We start from the raw sequence: 24,556 nt of genomic DNA, 5'->3' as shown, positions 1-24,556 counted from the left end.
TGCCCCACCACACCCCCAGCACCGATCGATAGGGCCTCCCAGCCCCCAGGCGATACTCCGCGACAACCGCAACCTGGACGTCGTTGCCCAACACCACCCGGCCGTGCACCAGATTCGAGAGGTCGCTCGCCATGGGGTAGGGCTCCGTCCATCCACGCCCCACGTTGCTCACCCGGGCCAGCGTCCCCGCCCTCGCATCCACCGCGCCGGGCGCCCCCACTCCCACACCCTCGAGGCGCCGAGAGGACAACCCCGCCGTCACCGCCGCTTCCTCCAGCGTCCCATACATCTCCCGCACCACCTCCTCCGGCTTGCCCTGCACCGGCGTCGGATGGCGCGCATGGCCTATCGGCTTGCCCGTCTCATCGATGATGACCGCCTCGATTTTGGTTCCGCCCAGGTCGATGCCACCCCAAGCCTTCGCCGCACCATGGGTCGGCACTCCGCGAGCCTTCCCCGTTCCCACCGAGCGAACCTCATCCATGTCGTGCCTCCGGCAGCCACGCGCATGCGCACGTCCCATGGAAGATGCGCAGTCTCGGCTCGTCCTCCGCAACCCGCTCGCCTGACAGGTCGTTGGCGCAGCGGTAGGTCAGGGCGAGCGTGCGACCGTGCGGCGACACGGAAGTCGCTCGGGAGGGCGGGCCCGCGCGGCCTCGATCAACGCTCCCTGAGGCGCCGGAACACCTGCGTCACCGCCACCTTCGGAAGGAATCCCAGCAGGTACCGCCAGCGCGGCACCTCCAGGTGGAACGGCAGGCCGCGCAGATACAAATCAACCGCGAGGTCCGTCCGCCTGTGCTCGACGAGCACGTGCGAGACGTGCCGCGTGGCATAGAGCAACATCTCCAGTCGCTCGCGCCTCCGCTCGCCCCCGCCGGGATAGCGCCCCAGTCGCTCCTGCATCAACTGGTACGCCATTCCTTGGTGGCTCGACTCCAGCATCGTCGACTCGGACCCGTCGTGCCTGCGGTAGCCCACCATGACCGGCGTCCGCACCCACGCGAAGCCCAGCTCGGTCCCCAGCCGGAACAGGAGGTCATAGTCCTCCGCGACGATGCGCAGCGGCGTGAAACCCTCCACCCGCCTGAGCGCCTCCGTCCGCACCGCCAACACACACGCCGTGCGCGGCGTCCGGTCCAGGGCGCTCGCCAGATAGTCCGTGAACAGCGAGGCCCGCACGGGCTCCCGAGCCATCCGGGCCAGCTCTTCCTCGCCACGGAAGGACACCGACGTGCCCATCACCACCGTCGGCGCACCGTGCTCCTCCAGCACCTGCCGGTACGACGCCAGCGTCCACGGGAACCACAGGTCGTCACTGTCCAGGAACACCACGTACTCGCCACGGGCCGCCTGGATGCCCAGGTTGCGCGCGGCGCCGGGGCCCGCGTTGGACTGCCGGAGCACCCTTACCTGCTCACCCAGCCGCGCGAGGACCTCCAGCGTGTCGTCCTGGGAGCCGTCGTCCACGACGAGCACCTCGAAGTCCCGCTCCTCCTGCGCGAACACGGAGGCCAGCGTCCGCTCCAGCAGCCGCGCCCGGTTGTAGGTGGGGATGACGACGGAGAAGAAGGGCATGTCAGAGTCGCGTCCGCAGCCCCATCTCGGAGATGCGCAGGAAGGTGGCGAGCTGCCGCCGGTACTCCGGAAGTGCTATGCGTCCGCGCAGCAGCGTCTGCGTCAGCACCAGCGAATTGTACGGAAGCGTCCCCACCAGGATGGCGCGCAGCATCCACTCCCGCAGCCGGCCGTGGTGCTTTCGGAAGTAGGCCACCCGTGTGCGCCACAGCTCGATGCGCACCTTGTCAGGCCCCGTGGCGGAGGGACGGAACGAGCGGCTCGTCAGGTGCGTAATCACCGCCTCCGGACAGAACGCCACCTCCCAGCCCGCCTTCCACGCCCGGACACACCAGTCCGTGTCCTCCGTGTTGCCCAGGGGCGACAGCTCCTCGTCGAGCAACCCCACCTCCGCCAGCGTCTCCTCCCGCACGACGATGCAGGCCCCCAGCACCCAGCTCACCCGGGCATCCTCGTGCCCGTACTGCGCGGGGTCGATGTCCTTGCGCTTCAGGAAGTGCAGCGGGCTCGGTAGGAAGAGCAGGTCGAACAACTGCCCGGACAGAGACATGGGCCGGAAGGTGCAGTTCTGGATGGTGCCATCCGCGTTCAACAGCCGAGCACCCGCCATGCCCACGCGCGGATTCTCATCCATGAAACGGACGAGCGAATCGAACGCATCCTCATGGACGATGGTGTCGTCATTGAAGATGCAGAAGTGGCGACCCCGTGCCTGTCGCAACACCTGGTTGTGATTGGCGGAGAAGCCCTTGCGAGCGGAGTTGAAGAGCCATCGAACCTGGGGGAAGTCGCGCCGCATGGCCTCCACGCCCCGGCCATCCGTGGCGTTGTCCACCACCCACACCTCGAAGGTGCACTCCCTCGTCGTCGCGTACAGCGTCCGCAGACAGTCGTGCAGCAACTCCGGGTTGCTGTGGTTGACGATGGAGATGACCAGGTCCGGCTTCGTCATCGGATGCCTCACGTCCCTCTCATGACACCGGGCTCACCGGGACAGCCCGAGCGGCCCGCCGCGCCCGGATGAACGCGAGGATGTCGCGCACCTCGCCCAGGAGCGAGAGCGTCCCCGGCAGGCGCTCGCGCACGAGGATGAGCAGCGCGAACACCACCGTCCCCACCGCCCAGCCCGACAAGCCACCGTCTCGAATCCACAGGCGCACGACCAGGAAGGCCGCGGCCACGACCATCCCCACGGTCACCAGCGGCTCCACCACCTGGAGCACCAGCCCGCGCAGCGCCGGGTTGAGCCGCGACACCCGCCACGCCGTCACCCAGACCTCCCCCAGCGACACCACCAGCCCGATGGGCCCCACGCTCGCCAGGCCGAAGCGGTGGATGGCCCACGTACCGACACTCCACTTCACCACGCCCACGCCCACGACGACGGCCAGCCGCTCCCAGGGGCGGCCTCCCGCGTTCTGCGCGGTGGCGAGCAGGCCCGTCAACACGATGAGCAGACATTCCAGGCTGAACCACTGCACCAACGGCACCGCGGCGACCCACCGCTGCCCGAAGAACAGCGGCACCAGCACGGGCATCCCGAGCACCGCCACGGGGAGCGTCAGCAACAGCACCACGGCCAGCCGCCGCAGCGAGGTGCGCAGGTACTCCGCGAAGCCCTCCGGGTCATCCTGCATCCGGCAATAGGCCGGGAAGGCCACGCGGTTGAGGACGACACTGAGCATCATCGGAGTGGAGGCCAGCGCCACGGCCCAGTTCACCAGCCCCACGGCATCCTTGCCGAGCACCCTCCCCACCACCAGCGGCACCCAGCCCGCCACCACGGCCGCCACGAGCGGGGGGAGTTGGAAGGCCAGTCCGAAGCCCAGGAGCCGCCGCAGCACGTCCACCCGGAACGTCCCGCGCGGGCGCCACGGCGAAGCCCAGCCGATGCACACCAACCCCACCACGCCGCGAACCAGGGACCCTAGCGCCAGCGCCCACGCCCCCAGGCCCGCCGCCGCCAGGGCCAACGTACTGGCCACCTGGGCGATGTTCTCCGCCAGCTCCGCCCGCGCGATGGCCGGAAAGGCCAGCCGCCGCTCCAGCGCCATCAGCGGAATCACGCGCAGCGAGGACAAGAACAGCCCCAGGGCCATGACCCACACCATGGGCACCGCCCCTTCGCCCAGGGCATAGCCCTCCGCGAGCTGGGGGGCCAACGCGCAGACGACGGCGACGATGACGGCGGTGAGCGCCTGGTGGCACCAGAAGATGGTGAAGGTCTCATCCCGCGTGGGCTCATGGGGCTGACGCACCAGCGCCGCGCTCAACCCCAGGTCCCCCAGGAACACCCCCAGCGAGGCCGCATAGGCGACGATGCCGAACAGGCCGTAGTCAGCGGGGAACAGCAGCCGGGAGAGCACCAGGGCGCTCACCACTCGCAAGCCTTGCGAGGCCACGGTCCGCGCTATCAGCACGACCATGCCCTTCAGGGCACGGGCCTTGACGTCGCCAGTGTCCACGTCAGGTGCGGCGGTCGCGGTCATCGAAAGGGAACAGCCCGCTCCCGGGCATCAAAGACGAGGGCCGACCCAGGTGGACGGCGCCCACTCGATGCTACCGGGGCCGTCCCACCCTCACAAGCAATGCGAGGGCGTCGGGACAGTGGGTCAGCGGCTTGACTGCTCGGGTGCCCGACGCGTGGTTGCCACCCAGGAAGCCCCGGGGCTACGGTCCGCCGGGCATGTCACCGAGCCACTCCCTCTTCCAGTTCCTCAAGCGCGAGGTGCTCGTCAGCGAGCACGAGGTCTTCCACCGTACGCTGCGGGACACGCTGGTGGGCTCGTGCGACAGCGTGCTCGATATCGGCTGCGGCTCGGGCTCACCCCTGAAGAAAATCTCGCACCTGTTCTCGCGCACCGTGGGCGTCGATGGCTACCCGGCGAGCATCGAGCGCAGTCGCGCCGCGGGCATCCATCAGGAGTACCACTGCATGGACCTGCTCGAGGTCGGCAAGCACTTCGCGCCCAAGAGCTTCGACGCGGTCATCGCGCTGGACGTCATCGAGCACTTCGAGAAGCCCGAGGGATATCGACTGCTGGAGATGATGGAGTCACTCGCGCGAAAGCGCGTCGTCATCTTCACGCCCAACGGGTTTCTTCCCCAGGATGAATGGGACAACAACGTCCATCAGGTCCACCGCTCGGGCTGGGAGGTCTATGACTTCGAGCTGCGCGGTTATCGCGTCACCGGCATGAGCGGCTGGAAGCCGCTGCGAGGTGACTTCGCGCTGCCCCGCCTCCGCCCCGCGCGACTGGGCAGCCGGCTGTCCATCCTCACCGAGCCCTTCGCCACGCGCTTCCCCCAGCACGCCTTCCAACTCCTCGCCGTCCGCGACCTGGAAGCCTCCTGAGCCGTGACCTCCTCCTCCGGCGAACCACGGGACGGTGACAGGCCCGTCTCGTGGCACCTGCTCACCGGGGAGTATCCACCGCAGCCTGGCGGCGTCAGTGACTACACCCGGCTGGTGGCTCAGGCGCTCGTCCACGCAGGGCAGCAGGTGCATGTCTGGGCACCGGGAGAGTCAGGCGCACGCGAGGAGCTCGGCGTCACGGTGCACCGCGTTCCCGGACTCTTCACGCCGATGGGGCTGCGCCACCTGACGCGCGAGCTGAATCACTGTCCCACGCCAAGGCGGCTGCTGCTCCAGTACGTCCCGCACGCCCTGGGCATGAAAGCGATGAACGTTCCGTTCTGCGCCTGGTTCGCCGCGCGTCGCCAGGACGAGCGCTGGGTCTTCTTCCACGAAATCGTCTACCCGTGGAAGCCAACGTCTCCGCTGCGCCATCAAGTGCTCGCGGGAGTCACACGGGTGATGGCAGGGATGGTGGGCGGCGCGGCGGAGCGACTCTTCGTGTCCATCCCGTCATGGGCGGAGCACCTGCCCGCGAGAGTCCGACATCGCGCGGAATGGCGCCCCATTCCCAGCACGCTTCCAACAGAAGTTCCGGAACAGACGCGTGAAGCAGTACGGCTGTCACTGGGGACGGGGCCTTGGCTGGGCCACTTCGGCACGTACGACCCCGCCATCAGCGAGCTCCTGTCGACGGTCCTCGTCCCACTGCTGCGCGCGGACGAACACCGCAAGGGCCTGCTGCTGGGACGGGGCAGCCGACGCTTCGTCCAGGAACTGGGCCTGCGACATCCAGAGCTCGCCCCACGAATCACCTCGCGGGATGACCTGGCGCCCGCCGAACTGTCGGCACACCTGTCGTCCGTGGACCTGTTGATACAGCCCTATCTGGATGGCGTGAGCACGCGCCGGACGACCTCCATGGCCGGGCTGGCACTGGGATGTCCCCTGGTGACCCAGACCGGGCATCTCACGGAACCCTTCTGGCGCGAGTCGCGGGCCGTCGCCCTCGCGGAGGACACCACTGCCGGGGCGCTGCTCGAGTGCGCCGAATACTTCCTGGCCCACGCGGAGGAACGCGCCGCATTGGGTGCGCGCGCGGCCCGGCTGTATCGCGAGCGATTCACACTGGAACGCACGGTGGAAGCACTCCTGCACCCGCCAGGGAGCACTCCGTGACGTCCTCGACGCCCCTCCGACTCGCGGTGTTGATGGACCCTCTCGAAGAGGGCTGGCCCAGCATGGACCTCGTGGGCGAGGCACTCGTCGATGGACTGGAGGCCTTCCCTGGCGAAGTCTCCGCCCAAGGCCTGCGGCCACCCCTGCCGGCCGTGGCCCGTCGGCTGCCACGCCTGGGCTCGCGGCGCGCGGCGTTCAACGTCGACCGCATCCTCACCCGCTTCGGCCTCTACCCGGCGCGTGCGCTGCTCGCGCGCTCCCGGTTCGACGCCTTCCACATCGTCGACCACAGCTACGCGCAACTCGTCCACGCACTCCCGGCCTCGCGCACCGGCGTCTTCTGTTACGACCTCGATGCGTTCCGCTCCGTCGTGGAACCTCACCGCGAAGCCCGGCCCGCGTGGTTCCGACTCATGGCCAGGACCCAGCTTCGAGGGCTCGAGCGCGCCGCCATCGTCTTCCACAACACCCAGACAATCCGGGACGAGTTGCTCACGCATGGCGTGGTCGACCCCGCCCGTCTCGTCTGGGCCCCGCTGGGCACCTCTCCCGAGTACCGCGTCGAAGCCATCCCGGGAGACCAGAGCCAGCAAGTGCTCGCGCCCCTCGAGGGCCGGCCCTACCTCCTGCATGTCGGCAGCGCGATTCCGCGCAAGCGTCTGGACGTGCTCTTCGACGTGTTCGCCGCGCTGCGCGCCCGCCACCCGGACCTGCGCCTCGTCCAGCAGGGGGGCGCGTTGAGCTCGGCGCAGCGGGAGCACGTCGCTCGACTTGGCATCGGCGACGCCCTGTTCCAACCCCCCTTTCAGCAGCGGTCCACGCTCGCGGGCCTGTACCGCAACGCGAAGGCCGTGCTCATCACCAGCGAGGCGGAGGGCTTCGGGCTCCCGCTCATCGAAGCCCTGGCCTGCGGCGTCCCCGTGGTGGCCAGCGACCTGCCCGTGCTGCGCGAAGTGGGCGAATCCACCTGTCTCTACTGCCCCGTCGGAGACCTCTCCGCGTGGACGCAGACCGTCGACTCCCTCCTCACCGGACGCGTGTCACCGCCGCCGCTCACCCGTCGCCTCGCCCGCGCGGCGTGTTTCACCTGGACCGCGCACACGCGCGCCATCCTGGATGCGTATCAGCGACTCGCGCGCTGAATCACAAGAGCGAGGGCAACGTCACGTGGTGCTCGATGAACGCACCCGCCCGGATGTCGACAGAGCTGCTGTGCGGCCTTCCAAGGTCCGGGCCCCGCACCTCCAGTTGGTGAGTGCCCTCGGGCAGCTCCAGCACGTACTTCTCGCCGTGGCTCTTCCCGTCCACGAGCACGTCCTGGAGCGGAGGCCCGTTCACCTTGAGCACCACCGTGCCCATTCCTCGAGGCGCGGTCTTCTGGACTCGCGCACGCGTCGTGTCGCGACGGGATGAGCGCGTCCGGGCTTGCGCCAGGAACGCCCAGCCGCCCACCACGACCATCAGGGCCAGCGCGCCGCCCACCAGCAGCTTGCGCGAACGCAGCGGGCGCAGCGGCTTGTGGTCCAGCGACGTCGCCTCCAGCAGCATCGTGGGCGTCACCATGATGCTCGTCGGACGCTCGGAGTCGGAGATGGGCCCCCGGCGGCGAGGCTCCCGCCGTCCACCCTTCTTCCCCTTCACCTGGGGAATCGCCTGGAGCAGCTCCGTCGCGCGCATCTCCGGAGGCGGCGCGGAGAGCCGGGTGGCGCCTTCGGAGAACCCCGCGAGGACGTGCTTCAGCTCGCGACGCACGGCATCCGCGGAGGCAGGACGCTCGGAGGGTTCCTTCGCCAGCAGCCGCATCACCAGCGCCTCCAGCGCGGAGTTCACCTCCCGGTACTTGGAGAGCGGCGGAGGTGGCGTGCGGACGTGGTGGACGATGATGGCCATGGCCGACTCACCCTCGAAGGGCAGTCGCCGCGTCAGGAGTTCGTAGGCGATGACCCCCACGGCATACAGGTCCGTCTGCGGGCTGACTTGATGACCACACGCCTGCTCCGGAGCGATGTATTCGGGAGTGCCCACCAGGGCGTTGGCGTGTGTCTGGGGCGTGCTGCCGTAAGGCGCCTCGCTGCGCTTGGCGATGCCGAAGTCGAGCACCTTGACGGACTCGCTGCCATCACCCTCGCGCACCATGAAGACGTTGCCCGGCTTGAGGTCGCGGTGGATGACGCCCACCCCATGCGCCGCGGCCAGCGCGCTCAAGAGCGCATCGAGGATTCTGATGACCTCCACTTCCAACATGGGGGCACGCTGGTGGATGACCTCGTCCAGCGGTGCGCCCTCCAGGTACTCCATCACCAGGTACTGCCCCACGTCGGGGATGGTCCCGAAGCCGAAGATGTCGATGATGCCGCGATGACGGATGGCCGCCGCCGAACGCGCCTCCGTGGCCAGGTCTCTCGCGCGGCCACCTTCGACGAAGTCCGGGCGGATGACCTTCACGGCCACCCTGCGCCCGATGACCGCATGCTCTCCCTCGTAGACGATGCCCATGCCACCGCGGCCGATGCGGCGCTTGATGAGGTAGTCGCCCACCTTCGTGCCCACCAGCGCGTCGCGGGTGACGGACTCCTCCCACTTCATCGCCCGCGCCGAGTACGCCGGGGGAACCCCCGACACCAGGGGACGCACGGGCTCCGGCAACATGTTCCGCTCGCGCTTGAACGTGGCCTCGTCCGTGTCCTCTTCCGCGTCCGGGCGATACGCACCGGCCGGCGCCACGACTCCGACGCGAAACACCTCCTGCGGGCACACCGTGACACCCGGTCGATGGTCCGCTCCGCAGCGCGGGCATTTTCGAGAGGGGCTCATCGTCTCTCGGACTATCGCTCGGCCCCCTGGGTGGAATCCATCTCACCGAGGGCAATCGCAACGCCGTAACACGCGGCTTTCCTGGATTCACTTGCCTGGCTTGACTTCATCCAAACCCATCTCAGCCCCCCCGCGCCCAAGCAGAACGCGGTCGGAAACGACGCACGGGCGCGATTGACGGGTTCGGAGGGGTCTGCTTCGGTCCCAGGCGCGTGCGCGTCCTCTTCCTCAATCCCGTGGGCATCCTGGGTGGCGCCGAGCGCGCGCTGCTGGACCTGATGGCCTGCCTGCGCCAGTTGGACGCGGGGCTGTCCCTGCACCTGCTCGCGGGCTCCGAGGGCCCGCTGCTGGACGCGGCCAGGGCCGTGGGCGTCGACACCCGCCTCCTTCCGCTTCCAGCGGGGCTGTCCGGCCTGGGCGACAGCGCACTGCGTGGGCAGGGGCCTGGGGAGGCGTGGCGCTTCGCGCGAAGCCTGCTGCCCGCGCCCGCGCTCCTCGCCGGTTACGGCCGTGCGCTGCGTCACGAAGTCGCGAGGCTGCGGCCGGACCTGCTGCACTCCAATGGAATCAAGACCCACCTGCTGAGCCCCGTCACGGCGGGCCTGCCGCTCAAGCGCGTCTGGCACATCCACGACTTCTTGAGCGAGCGCCCCCTGGTGCGACGCACGCTGGGCACGCTGGCGCCGCTGACCTCGGCGGCCATCGCCAACTCCCGCGCCGTGGGCGAGGACACGCGCTCGGTGCTTGGCCGAGTCCCCGTCCACGTCGTCTACAACGGCGTGGACACGGAGCGCTTCGCACCGGGCGCCCCGGCGGACCTGGACGCGCTCGCGGGATTGCCCCCTGCTCCGGAGGGCACGCTGCGCGTGGGGCTGGTGGCCACCTATGCGCGCTGGAAGGGTCATGACGTCTTCCTGGAAGCCGCCGCGTTGCTGTCGCGTCAGGCGCCGACGCTCGCGGTGCGCTTCTACCTGGTGGGCGCGCCGCTGTACCGGACCCCGGGCTCCCAGTTCACCGAGGATGAGCTGCGGCGGTACATCGACCACCACCAGCTCACCGGCCGGGTCGGGCTGGTGCCCTTCCAGGCCAACCCGGCCGCCGTCTACCGCGCCCTGGATGTCTTCGTGCACGCCAGCACACGCCGCGAGCCCTTTGGTCTCACCATCGCGGAGGCCCTGGCCTGCGGGACGCCCGCCGTCGTCTCGCGCGCGAGCGGCGCGGCGGAGGCGCTCACGGACGGAGTGGATGCCCGGCTCATCGAGCCGGGTGTTGCCCGCCTCCTCGCCACGGCGCTTCGCCCCCTGCTGTCGGAGGCGACAGAGCGCGCGCGACTGGGCGAGGCGGGCCGGAAGAGCGCGGTGGCGTGCTTCTCTCGCGAGCGTTACGCGCGTGAGGTGCTCGCCGTGTACCAGGCGCTGCTGTCCACCTGACGGGCCGCCGTCCATTCTGGTGCCTTGACCCGGTGGAGCGGGTCTGGTTCGGTCCTCGGTGGACCGGGAGCCTCCGTGAAGCGGCCTCGCAGACTCGTCACCGTCTCGCACTCCTATGTCGTCTCCCTGAACCGGCGCCTCGCCAACGAGCTGGCGCGCGTGGGAGCGGGGACGTGGGAGGTGAAGGCCGTGGCGCCCCGCTCCTTCCAGGGGGACCTGAGCCCTCTCCTCTTGAAGCGCGACGAAGGTGAGGCCGCGACACTGGAAGCCGTGCGCGCCTTCTTCAGTCGCTCCCTGCATGCCTTCGTGTACGGGCCGGAGCTGCGCGGCTGTCTCGCGGGCGATGTGGACCTCGTCCATTCCTGGGAGGAGCCCTACGTGCTCGCCGGATTGGAGGTGGCCCTGCTCACTCCTCGCCGCACGCCCCTCGTCTTCTGCTCGGCGCAGAACCTCCTCAAGCGCTACCCGCCGCCCTTCGCGCAGGCCGAGCGTTTCGTCATCCAGCGCGCCTCGGGCTGGGTGGCCTGGGGCGAGACGGTGAAGGAGCTCCTCACCACCCGTCCCGGCTATGCCGCGAGGCCCGCGCGCGCCATCCCCATGGGCGTGGACGTGGAGCTGTTCCGTCCACACCGCGCCGCGGGCGAGGCCTTCCTGCGCGAGCAAGGCTGGGATGCGCCGGGCCCTCCCGTGGTCGGCTACCTGGGACGCTTCGTTCAAGAGAAGGGGGTCCCCCTGTTGATGGCGGCCCTGGACCGACTCCAGACGCCGTGGCGCGCCCTGTTCGTGGGAGGAGGCCCCCTGGACGGCGCCCTGCGAGCATGGGCCTCACACCATGAGGGCCGCGTGCGCATCGTCACCGGCGTTCCCCACGGCGACGTGCCACGCGCGCTCAACGCCATGGACCTGCTGTGCGCGCCCAGCCAGACGACGCCTCGGTGGAAGGAGCAGTTCGGGCGCATGCTCGCGGAGGGCTTCGCCTGCGGGGTGCCCGTGCTGGGCAGTGACTCGGGCGAGATACCTCGCACCGTGGGCGACGCCGGCCTCGTGCTCCCCGAAGCGGATGTCCCAGCGTGGACCGCCGCGCTGGCCCGACTCCTGGAGAGCCCCGAGCAGCGCCGCGAGCTCGCCGCGCGCGGCAGGGAGCGCGCCGTCACTCGCTTCGCATGGCCTGTCGTGGCACGGGCCCACCTGGACTTCTTTGAAGAAGTCCTGGCGAGCCGCTGAGCGCGTTCAGCCCTCGCGCTCCATCACCTCGACGAGCGTGGACGCCATGTCGTCCCACGTCCTGGAGCGCAGCGACTCCGACAGCGAGGCCAGCGGCGCGGCCCAGGCGGTCGCATTCATCCGCCAGGACTCCAGCGCGCCCACGAGCCCCGCCACGTCGTCCGGGTCGTCCAGCAACAAGTCCCGCAGCGCGGCGGGATAGCGCTCCGCTACGCCCGCGGCGCGACTCACCAGCGCGGGCAACCCCGCGCACAGGGCCTCCTGAACCCCCAGCCCATAGGCCTCGTAGCGCGTCGGCGCCACGAGCAGGTCCGCGGCGGACAGCAGCACCGGCACATCACTTCGGAACCCGAGGAACTGGATGCGCTCCGACAGGCCACGCACCCGCGCTTCATGCTCCCAGGCCTCGCGCTGCGCGCCCGCGCCCACCACCTTGAGGTCCGTGTCCCAATCACCTCGGGCATGAAGTCGGGACCACGCCTCGAAGAGCGTGTCGAAGCCCTTGCGCCTGTCGCCCAGCGCTCCGATGAAGAGCGCCACCCGCCGGTCCGTCGGCCAACCCAGCGCCGCGCGCGTCGCGCTCCGAGTCTCCAGCGAGACAGGGTGGAAGCGCTCCGGCTCGCTGCCGTAGTAGACGACGTGCACCCGCGCCTCGGGGACGCCCGTCGCCGCCACCAGGTCGGCTCGAGTCCGCTCGGAGTTGGCGATGATGACGTTCGAGCGCCACAGCGCCTTGCGCTCATCGTTCTTGTAGCGCTGGTGACTCACCCGCCCCTTGAGCCGGCGAAGCGCACCGCCCACCGGCTCCGAGACGTAGGCGCCGTGGACGTAGTGCACCCAGTTGGCGCCCGGGACGACGCAGTTGCCACCATTGGCCAGGACGCGGCCACCCTCGGCGCGCGTGCGCAGGGCCCAGGCGCGTCCCATGGCATCCAGCAACGGCTCGCCCAGCAGATAGGAGTTCGCGGGCTTGGGCACGTGCACGAAGCGCACGTTGGGGAAGCCGAGCAGTTCGTCCGACACGCGGTGCGCCACCAGTCGCACGGGGCCGCCTTGCTTCGCCAGCCAGAGCGCCAGCGCGAGGTTCGCCCGGTCCATCCCACCGGTGGCCACGAAGTCACCGGCGATGAGCGTGTAGGGTCTTCGCATGAGTCCAGGCGCCCAGGAGCGCCGCGTTGAGCAACCAGAACTCCATGCCCACCTGGCTCATGAAGAACGGATAGCTGAAGGTCAGCGCCAGCGCGCCCAGGTTGTACGCGAAGATGACGCTCCCCCACAGCCAGAACTCCTCACCCAGGTCCTCGCGCCGCCGCGCGATGCGCAGCACCCAGGCCATCGTTGCAAGCAGGCCCAGCGGATAGAGCACCATCACCAGGGCCCCACCGTCGTAGACCCACGCCGTCCACTGGATTTCCGCCCACAGGCCCGGGTAGGCCGGGTCGGAGTTGTCCCCGAAGTACGCGTTGGGCATTCCGTAGCGTCCCAGGCCCGCTCCCAGCGGATACTCCGGCAGCAGGTGCTCGAAGGTCCCCTCCAGGAAGCGCCCCCGGTTGTTGCGGTAGACATCCTCGGGCTTCGCCTCGAACAAGGAGTCCCAGCGCGACTGCACCGCGTCGCCCCCGACCGCGACGGCCCAGCCGAAGGCGAACACAGCCGCCCCGCCCACCACGGCGAACAGCTTCGCCAGCCGCCCCACCCGGCCCGTGAGCGTGAGCACGAAGGCCATGGCCGCTAGACAGACGACGAGCATCAACGCAATCGCGCGAACCTGGCACAGGTAGAGGCTGAGCAGCCCTATCAGGATGCCACCGCCGCTCAGCCCGCGCGTCAGCCCGCGACGCGACGACAGCAGGAAGCCGCTGCCGAGCAACACCGCGTAGAACGCGCCCGTCGCCGCGCCACCCGGCATGTCCGTCAGCCCCATGGGACGGTAGACGCGCTCGCCGCTCGCCGTCTCGAACTCCAGGCTGCGCAGGTAGGAGTCACCCTGCGACTGCACGGCGGAGGAGACGGCGGGCTGGAAGCGGCCCGGGAAGTAGACCTGGAGCACGCCCACCGCCGCGCTCGCCACGTTGAAGAAGAACAGCAGCGCGAGCGTGAGGCGGAACACCTTCGGGTCGATGGACAGCCGCGTCACCCAGAGCAGCGGAGCGATGATGGAGAGCTGGATGCCGAGCTGCGCCGCCGCGCCCAGTGGACTGACGGTGCCCGGGTTGAAGAAGTTGAGCGCGGTGATGCCCAGTGAGCCCAGCACGAAGGGCAGCGCCGGATGCCTCAGGCCCCGTCCCGGCACGCACACCAGCAACGCCAGGCTCATGCCGAAGGCCAGGATGCGCACCACCAGGCGCAGCGGACCGATGGCGTCCACGAGCAAGGCGAGCTGACAGAAGATGAGCAGGCCGATGAACAGCGGCACCAGCTTGCCCGACGACAGCAGGCCCCTGCTGGGCTCGGCCCTCCGCGTCACCACCTCCAGCGGTACATCCGGAGCGCGGCGCACGAACTTGCGCCCGAGCACGCCCGGCCCCTGCAGCCCCGGTCTCACCCCGAGCGGTGGGCGCGGAGCACTCACGCGGCCACTCGGGAAACGGACATGACGGAGCGCAGGTCATCGTCCAGGCTCGCGAGGAAGACCTCGGGCGCGCAGAGCCTCGCCGCGCGAGCGGGCCCGCCCTCCCCCAGCCTGCGCCGTGCCTCCGCGTCGACCACCAGGCGAAGGAGCGCCGAGGCCAGCGCGCCGGCCTCGGGCGCGACGAGCCTGCCGCACGTCTCGTCCACGATTTCCAGGGGGCCACCCAACGCGGTCGTCACCACGGGAAGTCCCGCCTGGAGCGCCTCGACGAAGGCCAGCCCGAAAGAGTCCGGCGACGTGTTGGGCTGACAGTGCAGGTCCGCCGCGCGCAACAACCGGGGCACATCCGAACGCTGCCCGAGGAACCGCACCCGCCCCTGCAGCCCGAGCGCCTTCGACTGCGCGAGCAGCCCGTCCACGTAGCGCACCTCCTCTTCGCGTTGAGCGCCCCCCACCACCCACAGTCGCCACCCTCGCGCCTCGCGCATGCGGCCCAGGGCCTCGAGCAGCAGCCGATGCCCCTTCAATGCCTGCATGCGACTGACATGGATGATGACCACGTCGTCCTCGCTCGCGCCCAGGTCGGCACGCAGCAAGGCCCGCTCCGCCGCCTCCAGCTCACGCGCTGCCTCGGCGACCAGCGGGTGCCGCACCCGGTAGGCCGCCCGGGGATAGACGGACCCCAGCGAGCGCGCCGCGAAGGCGCTGTTGGACAGCACCAGGTCCGGGGGGGTGACGCTCGCCCAGCGCTCCAGCCAATGCGCGCCGGCCAACGGTTCGTGCTGGAAGAACACCAGCGGGACGCCGGCCGCGCGCACCACCGGACCGAACAGCGCCTGGGGCCAGACTGAGTGACACACCGCCGCCGAGTACGCGCCCTGCTTCAACACCGCGCCCAGGGCCCGCCGCGCGCGCCACACCGTCCAGGGATGGCTCACCCTCGCTGGCCCCAACAGATGCACCGTCGCGCCCGCGGCGCGCAGCTCGTCGGCCAGGCGTCCCTCGAAGCACAGCGCATACTCGTGCACGGTGCCCTCCGGGTGGCGCGCCGCCACGCGCGCCAGCGAGACGAGGAGGGATTCGATGCCGCCGTAGAGATTGCCACTGTAGACGTGCAGCGCGCGCATGGTGGGCCTCAAGACCTCCCCGACGCGGCGCGAGCTGGCACTTCGGACGGAGCCTCCGCCACCGACATGGGTCGCCCCAGCGCCTCGGCGTACAGCTCCAGACTGCGGGCCGCCATGACGTCGTGCCGCAGCGCCCCCATCGCGCGTTCACGCCCTCCACGTCCCAGCTGCTGCGCCAACCCCGGCTCGTCCAGCAGCCTGCGCGCCGCGCGTGCCAGCGCCACCGCGTCACCCACCGGCACCGTCAGCCCCGTCTCCTCGTGGCGGCTCACCCAGGGTACGCCCGAGTGAGGAATCGCCGTGTTCAACACGGGCAGCCCGCTGGCCATGGCCTCGACTTGAGACAAGCCATACGCCTCGCTCCGGGCATTGCTGGGAAACCACAGCGCCGTCGCCGCGCGATAGGCTCCAGCGAGCGCGTCGGGCGACAGGTAGCCCGCCCACATCACGCGCGCCTCCACGCCCAGCGCCTTCGCCTGGCGCCGCGCCTCCGCCTCCACCGGCCCCTCGCCCACCACCACCAGTCGCCCCGGCACCCGCGTCAGGGCCTCCAGCGCGGTGAACAATCCCTTGTAGTAGACGAGCCGCCCCACCATCAGCCACAGCGGCTCGCCCGAGGTCACCTCACGCCACCGGGCCTCTTCCGTCCGAGCGGAGGCGGACGGATGGAGGAAGGGCGACACGTCGATGCCCAGGGGCAGCGCCCGCACCTTGGAGCGGAACGCGCGCAGCAGCGCGGAGCCGGAGACATAGGCGTCGCTGGTGGCCAGCACCCGGCACGCCCGCGCATACAGGAGCGCCTCGAAGGGACGAAAGAGCGCGCCCGCCACCCTCTGACGGATGACGTCACTGTGGTGGGTGATGAAGACGGGTGGCAGTCGGGGCACGGCGTCCAGCGCCAACACCATGGTGGGGTTGGGCGTGTGCAGGTGCACCACGTCCACGCCCCGGCCGAGCGCGCGCCACAGCGCCCCGGGCAGGTCCGTCAGCAGGTCCATCCGCGCCACGGAGGCGCGGCGGCCCAGCCTCACCACGCGCACCGGACCGTCCCAGTCCTCGCGCGTGGGACTTCGCCCCAGGAACTCGTGGCTCGTCCCCGTCCCATCCGCTGAGTGGTTGGCGCAAATCACCTCCACCCGCGCGCCCAGCGCGGCCTGCCCGAGCGCCAGCGTCCGGACATGTCCTTCCATTCCACCCGACGCGGGCGGATAGAACTTGCCCAGGTGCAACACCCGCAGACCCGCTCCCGCCGGGGGCGTGCTCACGACTGCGTCACCCCGTCCTTGGACTCCTCCGCGTACTGCCCATACCCCTGGTAGGCCAGGTACGAGTCCCCGTAGCGCGGCGCCTTCAAGTCCACGTCGTTGAGGATGGCGCCGTACATGCGCGCCTGCACGTCCGCCAGCGAGCGCAGCGCGCGCCGGGCCGACTCGCGGTTCGTCTTGCCCGCCTTGAGCACCAGCACCACGCCGTCACACTGCGTGGCCAGCACCGCCGCGTCCGCCACCGCGTTGAGGGGCGGGCTGTCCAGGATGACGCGGTCGAACTTCCCCGCCGCCGCCTTCAACAGCTCCGTGAAGGCCCGCGTGTGCAACAGCTCCGCCGGGTTGGGCGGGATGGGGCCGCACGGCAACACGAACAGGCCGGGCACCTCCGTGCTCTTCACCGCCGCGTCCAGCGTGCCCTCGCCCACCACCAGCGAGGAGATGCCCAGTTCGTTCGGCACGCCGAAGGCCCGGTGCAGCCGGGGCCTGCGCATGTCCGTGTCCAGCAGCAACACCCGGTTGCCGCTCTGGGCCATGGCCACGCCCAGGTTGATGCTGGTGGTGGACTTGCCTTCCTGAGGACCACTGGACGTCACCACCAGCGTCTTGAAGGGCGTGTCCGGAGACATGAACAGGAGGTTGGTCCGGATGGCCCGACAGCACTCCGCCACCGACGACTTCGGCTCGCGGTGCACATAGAGGTCCCGGTCCTTCGGCGGGTGGTGCCCCTCGATGCGCGGCATCACGCCGAGGAACGCCAGCCCCAGTCGCTCCTCCACGTCCGCCTGCGTGGCCACGCTGTTCTCCAGCAGGTCCAGGAGCAGCGCCACGCCCAGTCCCGCGAGCACGCCCATCACCAACCCCACCAGCAGGTTGCGATTCACGTTCGGCTTCACCGGGATGTACTGCGGCCGGGCCGAGTCCAACACGCGCACGTTGCTGGTGCGCAAGAGGCCCGACAGCTCGATGTCCTTGAGCCGCTTGAGCACCAGCTCGTAGAGCCGCTGGTTGTTGTCCGACTCGCGCTTGAGCCGGTCGTACTCGATGGACTTCTTGTTCACCTGGAACGCCTCGGCCTTGGCGTCGTCCAGCAGCCGCACCAGGTTCTTGCGCTGCGCCTCCGCCTCGGACAGCTCCGTCTCCGCCGAGCGCACCAGGTTGCGCAGGCTCTTGAGGAAGTCGGCCTGAATCACCGCCAGCTTGCCCTGGCACTCCAGGAGCTTCGGGTGCTCGGGCAGGTAGCGCTCGGTCAGCTCCGCGCACGCCACGCGCACGTCCGTGTAGGCCTTCTTGAGGTCCTGGATGGAGCCGTCCTTGGCCCCCGGCAGCGCCTCCGCCCACAGCTCGTCGTCGGGCGAGGCCTTGCGCAGCTTCTGGATGGCCTCCACGCGCGCCTGCAGCGCGGCGATGCGGGTGCTCACCTCGGTGAGGTTCAGGTTGTAGCTGTTGATGCGGTCGCTGACGATGCTCATCCGCGACTCCAGCGACGTGGACAGCATGTCCGCGTCCTTCTTGAAGTCGTAGACAGCCATCTCGCTCGCCTTGGACTGGTTCTCCAGGTCCTCCAGCCGCCCCTCCAGCCAGCTTTGCGCGTCCTCCGTCATGCGCAGCTTGAGCGCCAGGTTCTCCGCCATGTACGCGCCCGCCACTTCATTGGCGAGCAGCGCGGCGCGCTGGGCATCCAGGTCATCCACCGCGATGTTCATCACCCGCGAGTCCTTCGCGGGCAGCACGCGGATGCGCGACTGGAGCAGCCCCACCGCGTCCGAGCCCTGCATGGCCTGGACGCGGGCCTTCTCGTCCTGCAGGCCCGCGAGCCCCAGGAAGCCTGGGTCCGTCGACAGTCCGAGCTTGTCCACCACCCGGCTGGCCACCGCGCGCGAGGTGATGATTTCGCTCTGCGTGGCGTAGTACTCCTTGTTGAACCAGTAGTTGCTGCGCTCCTCGCCCATGACCTCCTTCACCTCGCCGTCCAGGAAGCGAGGCGCCATCACGTCGATGATGAGCGAGGTGCTGGCGGAGAAGACCTTGGGCTGGCGCAGCGTGTAGACGGCCGCGAGCGCCGCCACCACCACCGCCACGCCGAGCACGACCCACTTGCGTCGCCAGAGCGCCCGCGCGCGGAGCATCAATCCCGCGGGCGTCGGGCCGCTGTTACCACCGGCCGGGTCGAACACGGTTCCTTCCACGTCTTGTCTCTCCTGGAGCCTGGAGCGCCTGGGCCGGTTCCGACCTTCACCCACACCCATGGACACCGTCGTCGAGCGTGCCGTGTCCGCCCCGGGTTGTCCATCGTTCCGCCGTCGCCTGGACGCCCCCCTTCCACCCTTCTTCGAGGGAGGAACGCGCGCATTCGGGCCGCCTGTGCTAGGGAGCGCGACGTGAGCTTTCCGCACTCCGTCATCATCCCTTTCGACTCGTCCACTGTAGATGCCGCCGCCCACTTCGCCCGTGCCCTGGCGGGCCGCGCGGAAGTGGTTCTCGCCGGAGACGGCCAGCCGGATGTGGCATCACGGCCCGGCCTGCATGTGCTCAGCGTCCAGGGAGGCAAGGGCGCGTCCATCCGCGCGGCGCTGTCCCACGTGACGAGCGCAGTGACGGTGCTCCAGGACCCGGATGCGGCCTACGCACCGGACGCCTACGAGTCACTGATGGGCCCGCTCCAGGCGGACACCGCGGACGCCGTCTTCGGCCGCCGGGGCACCCCGGGCCTGACGCCGGAGCTGTGGGCCGAGCGCGCGATGGGCCAGGTCGCCCGCTTCGTCACGGACGTGCCGGTGAGCGACCCGCTCAGCGGCGTGCGCGCGTTCCGCACGGAGGCCCTGCGCTCCGTCACCCTCACCAGCGATGACGACGCGGTGGACGCCGAGCTCGTCGTGAAGCTGGCCGCGCAGCTCTACCGCCTCACGGAGGTGTCGCTGCCGCCCATGCAGGCCGTGCCCCGCCGCCCGCGCGCCGCGCGCCTGTCGCAGCTGCGCACGCTGATGCGCTACGCCACCGTGCGCGACGACGCGGACAACCAGCACGAGGGCTACACCACGCTGGAGCGCATGGACGGCGCCACCCACTACAACCAGTGGCTGGGCCGCCGTTTCCGAGCGCACCTGGGCCGCCGCGTGCTGGAGATTGGCGCCGGCATCGGCACGATTACCCGCGAGCTGGAGTCCGGCGCGGAGCTGCTCATCGCGCTGGAGGTCGACCGCTTCTACGTCGACCGCCTGAAGAACCTCTTCCGCGGCCGGCCCCACGTCCGCCCGTACCTGTCCGACGTGGCCCTGGCGGACTGGGAGTCGCTCAAGCAGGAGCGCCTGGACACCATCGTCCTCTCCAACGTGCTGGAGCACATCCCCGACGATGGGTCCGCGGTGCGCCGCTTCCGCCAGATTCTGGCGCCCGGAGGACGGGTGCTCATCCTGGTCCCCGCGCTGGAGCAGCTGTTCGGCAGCATCGACGAGGCCGTGGGCCACTACCGCCGCTACACCCCCGCCAGCCTGCGCGCCGTGCTGGAGGAGAATGGCTTCGAGGTGGAGAAGCTGGAGTGGATGAACCTGGTGGGCATGCCCGGCTGGTTCGTCAACAGCCGGCTGTTGCGCCGCCGCTCCGTGCCCAAGCTCCAGCTCAAGCTGTACGACACGCTGGCCCCGCTGTTCGCCCGCGCCGAGGCGAACGTGAAGCTGCCGGTGGGCATGAGCCTCTTCGCCGTGGCCCGCGTCACCGGAGGCGACGCTTGAGGATGCGCCTCCCGGCGACGACGCACCACACCGCGGGGAGCACCACGCCGTGAGTCTGGCGCCAGGGCCGGCCACCGACTCGCAGACCCCTTCGGAGTCCTCGGCGCCCGGCCCCACCGGGAAGCCCGTCATGGCCTCCCGGGGCGCGCCTCGCGCGGTCTGGGCCGCCCTGGCGGCGCTGTATGTGTTGTTGTTTCCGTACCACCCGAAGCTGCGCTCACCCAATGAGCTGTGTCGGCTCTGGCAGAGCATCGCGCTGGTGGAGCACGGCACGCTCGACATCAACCAGGTGCTGCGCGACCGGGGCTACGTGGGCGACCTGTCCGTGAAGGATGGGAAGTACTACCCCAGCAAGGCGCCGCTGCTCTCGTTCGCCGCCGCGCCGGTGTACGCCGCGCTGCGCGCGGCCTCGGGTCCGGAGCCGGTGCCCGAGGTCCCCCTCGTCTTCTTCTCGCGCCTGTGGCTCACCGTGCTGCCCACGCTGGGCCTGCTGTGGCTGGTGCGGCGCTACCTGCGCGCCACCCTGACGGCGCCCGTCGCCGACGCCCTCACCGTGACGTACGGACTGGGCTCGCTGGCGTTCAGCTACTCCCTGTTGTTCATGAGCCACCAGACGACGGCGGTGCTGCTCTTCGCCGGCTTCTATGCGCTGTGGCGCTGCGCGCGCGGGGAGTGGCGCGAGCGGGGCTATGTCCTCGCGGGGGCGTGCGCGGGAGCCACCGTGGCGGCCGAGTACACCGGCGCCCTGGGGGTGCTCGGGCTGGTGCTGTACGCCGCGCTCACCTTCCTCTTCCGCGACGTCCCGGCCCGCGAGCGCTTGCGGGGCCTGGGCCGCGCCGCCGGGCTCGCCACGCTGGGCGCGCTGCCCTTCGTGCTCGCGCTGATGGCGTACCACCAGGCCACCTTCGGACATCCGCTGACGAGCGGGTACAAGTACCTCAACGACTCCGGCTACCAGCCGTGGCACCTGGGCGGCTTCCTGGGCATCCGCACGCCGGACCCGCGCGCCTTCACCCTGTCGCTCGTCTCTCCGCTGCGGGGGCTGTTCACGCTCGCCCCCTTCCTGCTGCTGGCCGTGCCCGGCCTTTCGCGGCTGCGTTTCCGGCGCGGCGCCGACGTCTCCGCCGAGCAGCGCGCCCTGGCGTGGATGACGGCGGCGCTCCTCGCGGGCTACCTCTACTTCACGTCCTCCTTCTCCTATGACTCCTGGGGCTGGACGACGGGGCCGCGCCACCTCACCGGCCTGGTGCCCTTCCTCCTGCTGCCCGCGGGCCTGTGGCTGGAGCGCCTGCGCGAGCGTCAAAGCCTCACCGCCCTGGGCGCGGGCGCCATGCTGTGCGGAGCCGCCATCCTCACCACGGGGCTGGCCACCTTCGTCAATTACATCCCAGACGACGTCTCCAACGCCCTGGGAGGTCTGACGTTGCCGCTGCTGCACGCCGGCTTCTTCCCGCCCTCCGTGCTGTCCTTCCTCGGTGTGCCCCAATCCATCGCGGGCGTGCTGCTGCTCGTCCTCCTGGTGGGCGTGACGGGTTGGGTCCTCGCCACCCTCGCCACGCCCCCCGGGCGGCGCTGGCCCGCCCTGCCCTCCGTGGCCGCGGGTCTCGCGACGCTGCTGCTGGTGGCCACCCTGCATTACCAGACCACCGAACATGACGACGCGGACCGCAATGCCGTGCGGTTCCTGGAGTCCGTGTGGCTCGCGCCTCCCCAGGGCCACGTGTCGTTCTGGCCCCGTCCGCCTCACTGAGACGCCTGGGTAACCGGAGGCGCGTCCAACTCCGTGGGCGGCTTCCATGACGACGACCTCCTCGCCGCCAGCGGCACTCCCCGGGCACGACGTTCCGTGCCACAGTTGTCTCCTCCCAAGGAGGCAGTGACGATGATGAAGCGGGTTGCCCTGGTGATGAGCCTCTGTCTGGCCCCGAGCGTCTACGCGGAGGATGAAGTCGCGGACGTGTGGAAGGCCAAGTGCAAGTCGTGTCACGGCGACGACGGCAAGGCGCAGACCAAGATGGGCAAAAAGGAGTCCATCGTCGACATGAGCCAGGTTGCCTGGCAGGCGGCCGAGTCGGACGCGGACATCCGTCAGGCGATTGCCGACGGCTCCCCTCGCAACACGAAGATGAAGGCCTTCAAGGACAAGCTCACCGCCGCGCAGATTGACGCGCTGGTGGGATACATCCGCACCATGAAGGCGAAGTAGGGCCCCGCGGCTCGCTGAATATCCCTCCGGGGTGCGCGTCAGCCGGACAGAGAAACGGAGCCGACCATGAAGACCCTCTCCACCGCCCTCGTGTTCTGCCTGTCCATGGCCGGTCTGTTCGCCTCGGTTCGCGCCGATGCCCTGACCTCCCCGCGAATCGAGCCGGGAGTGTCCCGGCCCGAGCCCCTCTCGCTGCGTCCTGGCGACGGCAAGGGAGGTGGAGACGGGGATGACAAGGGCGGCGACGACAAGGGTGGCGACGACGAGGAGGACGAGGAGGACTACCGCTCCCGCTACGCCGGTGTCTCCGGAGCCGCGGCGCTGGAGCTGGTGGACCCCGGTGTCCTCAACGACTTGATGCGCCTGCGCGCCGCGGCCCGGTACGGCCGCTACTGAGCAGGCAGGCGCGCCCTCGGCTCAGGCCCAGCGCGTCTGGGTCTCGTCCTGGGCCTGGACCACGCGGGGCAGCGTCACCGAGAAACACGTCCCGGCCTCCAGTGAGGACGCGACATCCACCCACCCGCCGTGGGCCGTGACGATTTGCGAGACGATGTAGAGCCCCAGGCCCAGCCCGTGACGGTGGGGCCGGGGCATGCCCGGCTCGGGCGTGGCGCGGTGGAAGGGCGCGAACAGGCGCGGGCGCAGCGAGTCCGGAATGGGCGGCCCGAGGTTGTGGACCTCCACGCGCTGGAAGAGCGGGTCGCTCGCCGCCAGCCGCACACGCACCGAAGTGCCACTGGGGCTGTGTTGCAGCGCGTTGCCGACCAGGTTGGAGAGCACCTGTCCCAGCCGCTCCTCGTCCCAGACGCCGCGCGACTCGCCATCCACCTCCAGGTCCACCTGATGCTGGGGATGGGCCGGCTCCAGCTCGGAGATGATGCGACGGCACACCGACTCCATGCACACCTCGCGCGGGCGCAGGGGGATGCCTCCCGCCATGCGCGCGCGGGTGAAGTCGAGCAACTGTTTCACCAGCCGCGCCATGCGCTCGGCGCTCCCGTCGATGCGCTGCGCCACGCGCCGCGCCTCCGGCGTCAGCGTCGCCTGGGCCAGCAGGGCCGCGGCGGACAGCCGCACCGCCGCCAGCGGGTTGCCCAAATCGTGCCCCAGCACGCCGATGAAGCGCTCCTGGAAGCGCGCCTCCTCGTCCCGCTCCAGCTCCTGGCGGCGGCGCGCGGTGACATCCCGGCTGATGCCGAACAGGCCGTAGACGGTGCTGTCGCCCCGACGGAGCACGCCCTTGGTCGTCTGCCAGATGCGGTCGCTTCCCGGCCCGCCCTCTGAGTCCTCGTAGGTGGCGGTGACGCCGGACTCCATCACCGCGCGGTCATGCGCCAGCGTGGGCCCGGCGACGTCCGCGCCCAGCAGCTCCAGGTCCGTGCGCCCGAGGATGTCCTGCGGCGCCCGATTGAACGCCCGCGCGGTGGCGGGGTTGATGAGCACGTAGCGCGCATCCACGTCCTTCACGTAGATGGCGTCGGTGGCGCTCTCGATGACGGCGTGCAGCAGGTCATGGTCCCTGCGCAGCGTCTCCTCGGCGGCCATCCGCTCCGTCAGGTCCTCCAGGAAGACGACAACGCCGTCCTCCCAGGGCGACACTCGCGCCAGCAGCCAGACGAGCCCCACGGAGGACTGGCGGGAGACACGCACCACCTCCGGCTCGCGGCGCACCGCCACTCGGACACACGCGGCGAACAGGCCACATTCGCCCACCCACGGCGCTTCCTCGAGAAGGCGCTGGCGCACGAGCGGACGCTCATCGCGCCCCAGCCAGCGCTCCGCGTGGACATTCGCGGAGACGCACTCGAAGTCCAGGATGCCGTGCCCAGCGGAGCGGACGCTGCGCAGCACCATCACTGCTTCGGAGGGGGGTGCGCCCGCCCCGCTCATCAACCTGTTGCTCCAACGGCCGGATTGCATGGCTGGCGTGTGGCACCCCCCAGCGATGCCTTGCAGGAGAGTAGTTCCTGCCCCGGGCATGCGGCCAACCCACCCCAGGTACGGCTGATTCGTGGCGGACACAGCATTCGTGGCCGCGTCGGCTCCGACACACGACACGCAATGCGCTCTGTCGT

Annotated in this window: 20 protein-coding genes; 9 read left to right on the top strand and 11 right to left on the bottom strand. The window is 70.2% G+C overall.

Features of this window, described 5'->3' with window-relative positions:
• The 4 genes from FJV41_RS07795 to FJV41_RS07780 form a co-directional block, all read right to left on the bottom strand.
• Positions 1–484, bottom strand: a 484-nt coding sequence (locus tag FJV41_RS07795) for an ROK family protein (RefSeq protein WP_141641782.1), incomplete at its 3' end; no start/stop codon positions are given.
• A 176-nt stretch (positions 485–660) separates the two neighbouring features.
• Entirely contained in the window at positions 661–1,578 is a 918-nt protein-coding gene (locus FJV41_RS07790) for a glycosyltransferase family 2 protein (protein WP_141641781.1), read from the bottom strand.
• Between the two features lies 1 nt (position 1,579).
• A complete protein-coding gene (locus FJV41_RS07785; RefSeq protein ID WP_141641780.1) occupies positions 1,580–2,530 on the bottom strand; it encodes a glycosyltransferase family 2 protein in 951 nt (316 codons plus the stop codon).
• A gap of 19 nt (positions 2,531–2,549) precedes the next feature.
• On the bottom strand, positions 2,550–4,067 hold the full coding sequence (locus FJV41_RS07780) for an oligosaccharide flippase family protein (RefSeq protein ID WP_141641779.1): 1,518 nt from the start codon (positions 4,065–4,067) through the stop codon (positions 2,550–2,552).
• A gap of 197 nt (positions 4,068–4,264) precedes the next feature.
• Here FJV41_RS07780 and FJV41_RS07775 point away from each other — a divergent pair, with 197 nt between their 5' ends.
• From FJV41_RS07775 to FJV41_RS07765, 3 genes are read left to right on the top strand one after another with little or no spacing between them, the layout of a single operon-like run.
• A complete protein-coding gene (locus tag FJV41_RS07775; protein ID WP_141641787.1) occupies positions 4,265–4,933 on the top strand; it encodes a class I SAM-dependent methyltransferase in 669 nt (222 codons plus the stop codon).
• Between the two features lie 3 nt (positions 4,934–4,936).
• Complete coding sequence (locus tag FJV41_RS07770; RefSeq protein WP_141641778.1) at positions 4,937–6,112, top strand: glycosyltransferase family protein; 1,176 nt, start codon at positions 4,937–4,939, stop codon at positions 6,110–6,112.
• A 32-nt stretch (positions 6,113–6,144) separates the two neighbouring features.
• Positions 6,145–7,254 (top strand): glycosyltransferase, encoded by a 1,110-nt coding sequence (locus FJV41_RS07765; RefSeq protein ID WP_141641786.1) that lies wholly within the window; start codon positions 6,145–6,147, stop codon positions 7,252–7,254.
• Position 7,255: 1 nt separating this feature from the next.
• On the opposite strand, the gene FJV41_RS07760 is transcribed toward FJV41_RS07765, so the two are convergent.
• Positions 7,256–8,836, bottom strand: a complete 1,581-nt coding sequence (locus tag FJV41_RS07760; protein ID WP_181790470.1) for a serine/threonine-protein kinase — start codon at positions 8,834–8,836, stop codon at positions 7,256–7,258.
• Between the two features lie 302 nt (positions 8,837–9,138).
• On the opposite strand from FJV41_RS07760, the gene FJV41_RS07755 reads away from it, so the two are divergent.
• Positions 9,139–10,356: a glycosyltransferase family 4 protein gene (locus tag FJV41_RS07755; protein ID WP_141641776.1), complete on the top strand. Its 1,218-nt coding sequence runs from the start codon at positions 9,139–9,141 to the stop codon at positions 10,354–10,356.
• 75 nt (positions 10,357–10,431) lie between these two features.
• The gene (locus FJV41_RS07750) at positions 10,432–11,580 is read left to right on the top strand and encodes a glycosyltransferase family 4 protein (protein ID WP_141641775.1); all 1,149 of its coding nucleotides are present in this window, start codon (positions 10,432–10,434) and stop codon (positions 11,578–11,580) included.
• A 6-nt stretch (positions 11,581–11,586) separates the two neighbouring features.
• On the opposite strand, the gene FJV41_RS07745 is transcribed toward FJV41_RS07750, so the two are convergent.
• Genes FJV41_RS07745 through FJV41_RS07725 form a run of 5 tightly spaced genes read right to left on the bottom strand, consistent with a single transcriptional unit; the run spans position 11,587 to position 18,733 of the window.
• Positions 11,587–12,729, bottom strand: coding sequence for a glycosyltransferase family 4 protein (locus tag FJV41_RS07745; protein ID WP_141641774.1), 1,143 nt, complete (start codon positions 12,727–12,729; stop codon positions 11,587–11,589).
• Complete coding sequence (locus tag FJV41_RS07740; RefSeq protein ID WP_246137072.1) at positions 12,698–14,152, bottom strand: hypothetical protein; 1,455 nt, start codon at positions 14,150–14,152, stop codon at positions 12,698–12,700. The genes FJV41_RS07745 and FJV41_RS07740 overlap by 32 nt, the downstream gene beginning before the upstream one ends.
• Positions 14,149–15,279 carry a glycosyltransferase gene (locus tag FJV41_RS07735; RefSeq protein WP_181790468.1) on the bottom strand — a complete coding sequence of 377 codons (1,131 nt, stop codon included), beginning with the start codon at positions 15,277–15,279 and terminating at the stop codon, positions 14,149–14,151. The genes FJV41_RS07740 and FJV41_RS07735 overlap by 4 nt, the downstream gene beginning before the upstream one ends.
• Before the next feature lie 8 nt (positions 15,280–15,287).
• Positions 15,288–16,544 carry a glycosyltransferase gene (locus FJV41_RS07730; protein WP_141641771.1) on the bottom strand — a complete coding sequence of 419 codons (1,257 nt, stop codon included), beginning with the start codon at positions 16,542–16,544 and terminating at the stop codon, positions 15,288–15,290.
• Positions 16,541–18,733: a GumC family protein gene (locus FJV41_RS07725; protein ID WP_141641770.1), complete on the bottom strand. Its 2,193-nt coding sequence runs from the start codon at positions 18,731–18,733 to the stop codon at positions 16,541–16,543. Before FJV41_RS07725 ends, FJV41_RS07730 begins: the two co-directional genes overlap by 4 nt.
• Positions 18,734–18,925: 192 nt before the next feature.
• On the opposite strand from FJV41_RS07725, the gene FJV41_RS07720 reads away from it, so the two are divergent.
• The 4 genes from FJV41_RS07720 to FJV41_RS07705 all read left to right on the top strand — a co-directional run bounded on the left by FJV41_RS07720 (position 18,926) and on the right by FJV41_RS07705 (position 22,877).
• Positions 18,926–20,275 (top strand): bifunctional glycosyltransferase/class I SAM-dependent methyltransferase, encoded by a 1,350-nt coding sequence (locus FJV41_RS07720; protein WP_141641769.1) that lies wholly within the window; start codon positions 18,926–18,928, stop codon positions 20,273–20,275.
• A 49-nt stretch (positions 20,276–20,324) separates the two neighbouring features.
• Complete coding sequence (locus FJV41_RS07715) at positions 20,325–22,025, top strand: glycosyltransferase family protein (RefSeq protein WP_141641768.1); 1,701 nt, start codon at positions 20,325–20,327, stop codon at positions 22,023–22,025.
• Between the two features lie 132 nt (positions 22,026–22,157).
• On the top strand, positions 22,158–22,481 hold the full coding sequence (locus FJV41_RS07710; RefSeq protein ID WP_141641767.1) for a c-type cytochrome: 324 nt from the start codon (positions 22,158–22,160) through the stop codon (positions 22,479–22,481).
• A 66-nt stretch (positions 22,482–22,547) separates the two neighbouring features.
• On the top strand, positions 22,548–22,877 hold the full coding sequence (locus tag FJV41_RS07705) for a hypothetical protein (RefSeq protein ID WP_141641766.1): 330 nt from the start codon (positions 22,548–22,550) through the stop codon (positions 22,875–22,877).
• Positions 22,878–22,898: 21 nt separating this feature from the next.
• Here the strand turns inward: FJV41_RS07705 and FJV41_RS07700 are convergent, their stop codons facing one another.
• On the bottom strand, positions 22,899–24,371 hold the full coding sequence (locus FJV41_RS07700) for a PAS domain-containing sensor histidine kinase (protein ID WP_246137071.1): 1,473 nt from the start codon (positions 24,369–24,371) through the stop codon (positions 22,899–22,901).
• Positions 24,372–24,556 lie beyond the last annotated feature (185 nt).

Source organism: Myxococcus llanfairpwllgwyngyllgogerychwyrndrobwllllantysiliogogogochensis (genome assembly GCF_006636215.1).
GTDB classification, from domain to species: domain Bacteria; phylum Myxococcota; class Myxococcia; order Myxococcales; family Myxococcaceae; genus Myxococcus; species Myxococcus llanfairpwllgwyngyllgogerychwyrndrobwllllantysiliogogogochensis.
The sequence above is the reverse complement of the archived record's forward strand: the minus strand, read 5'-3'. Positions and strand labels throughout refer to the sequence as shown.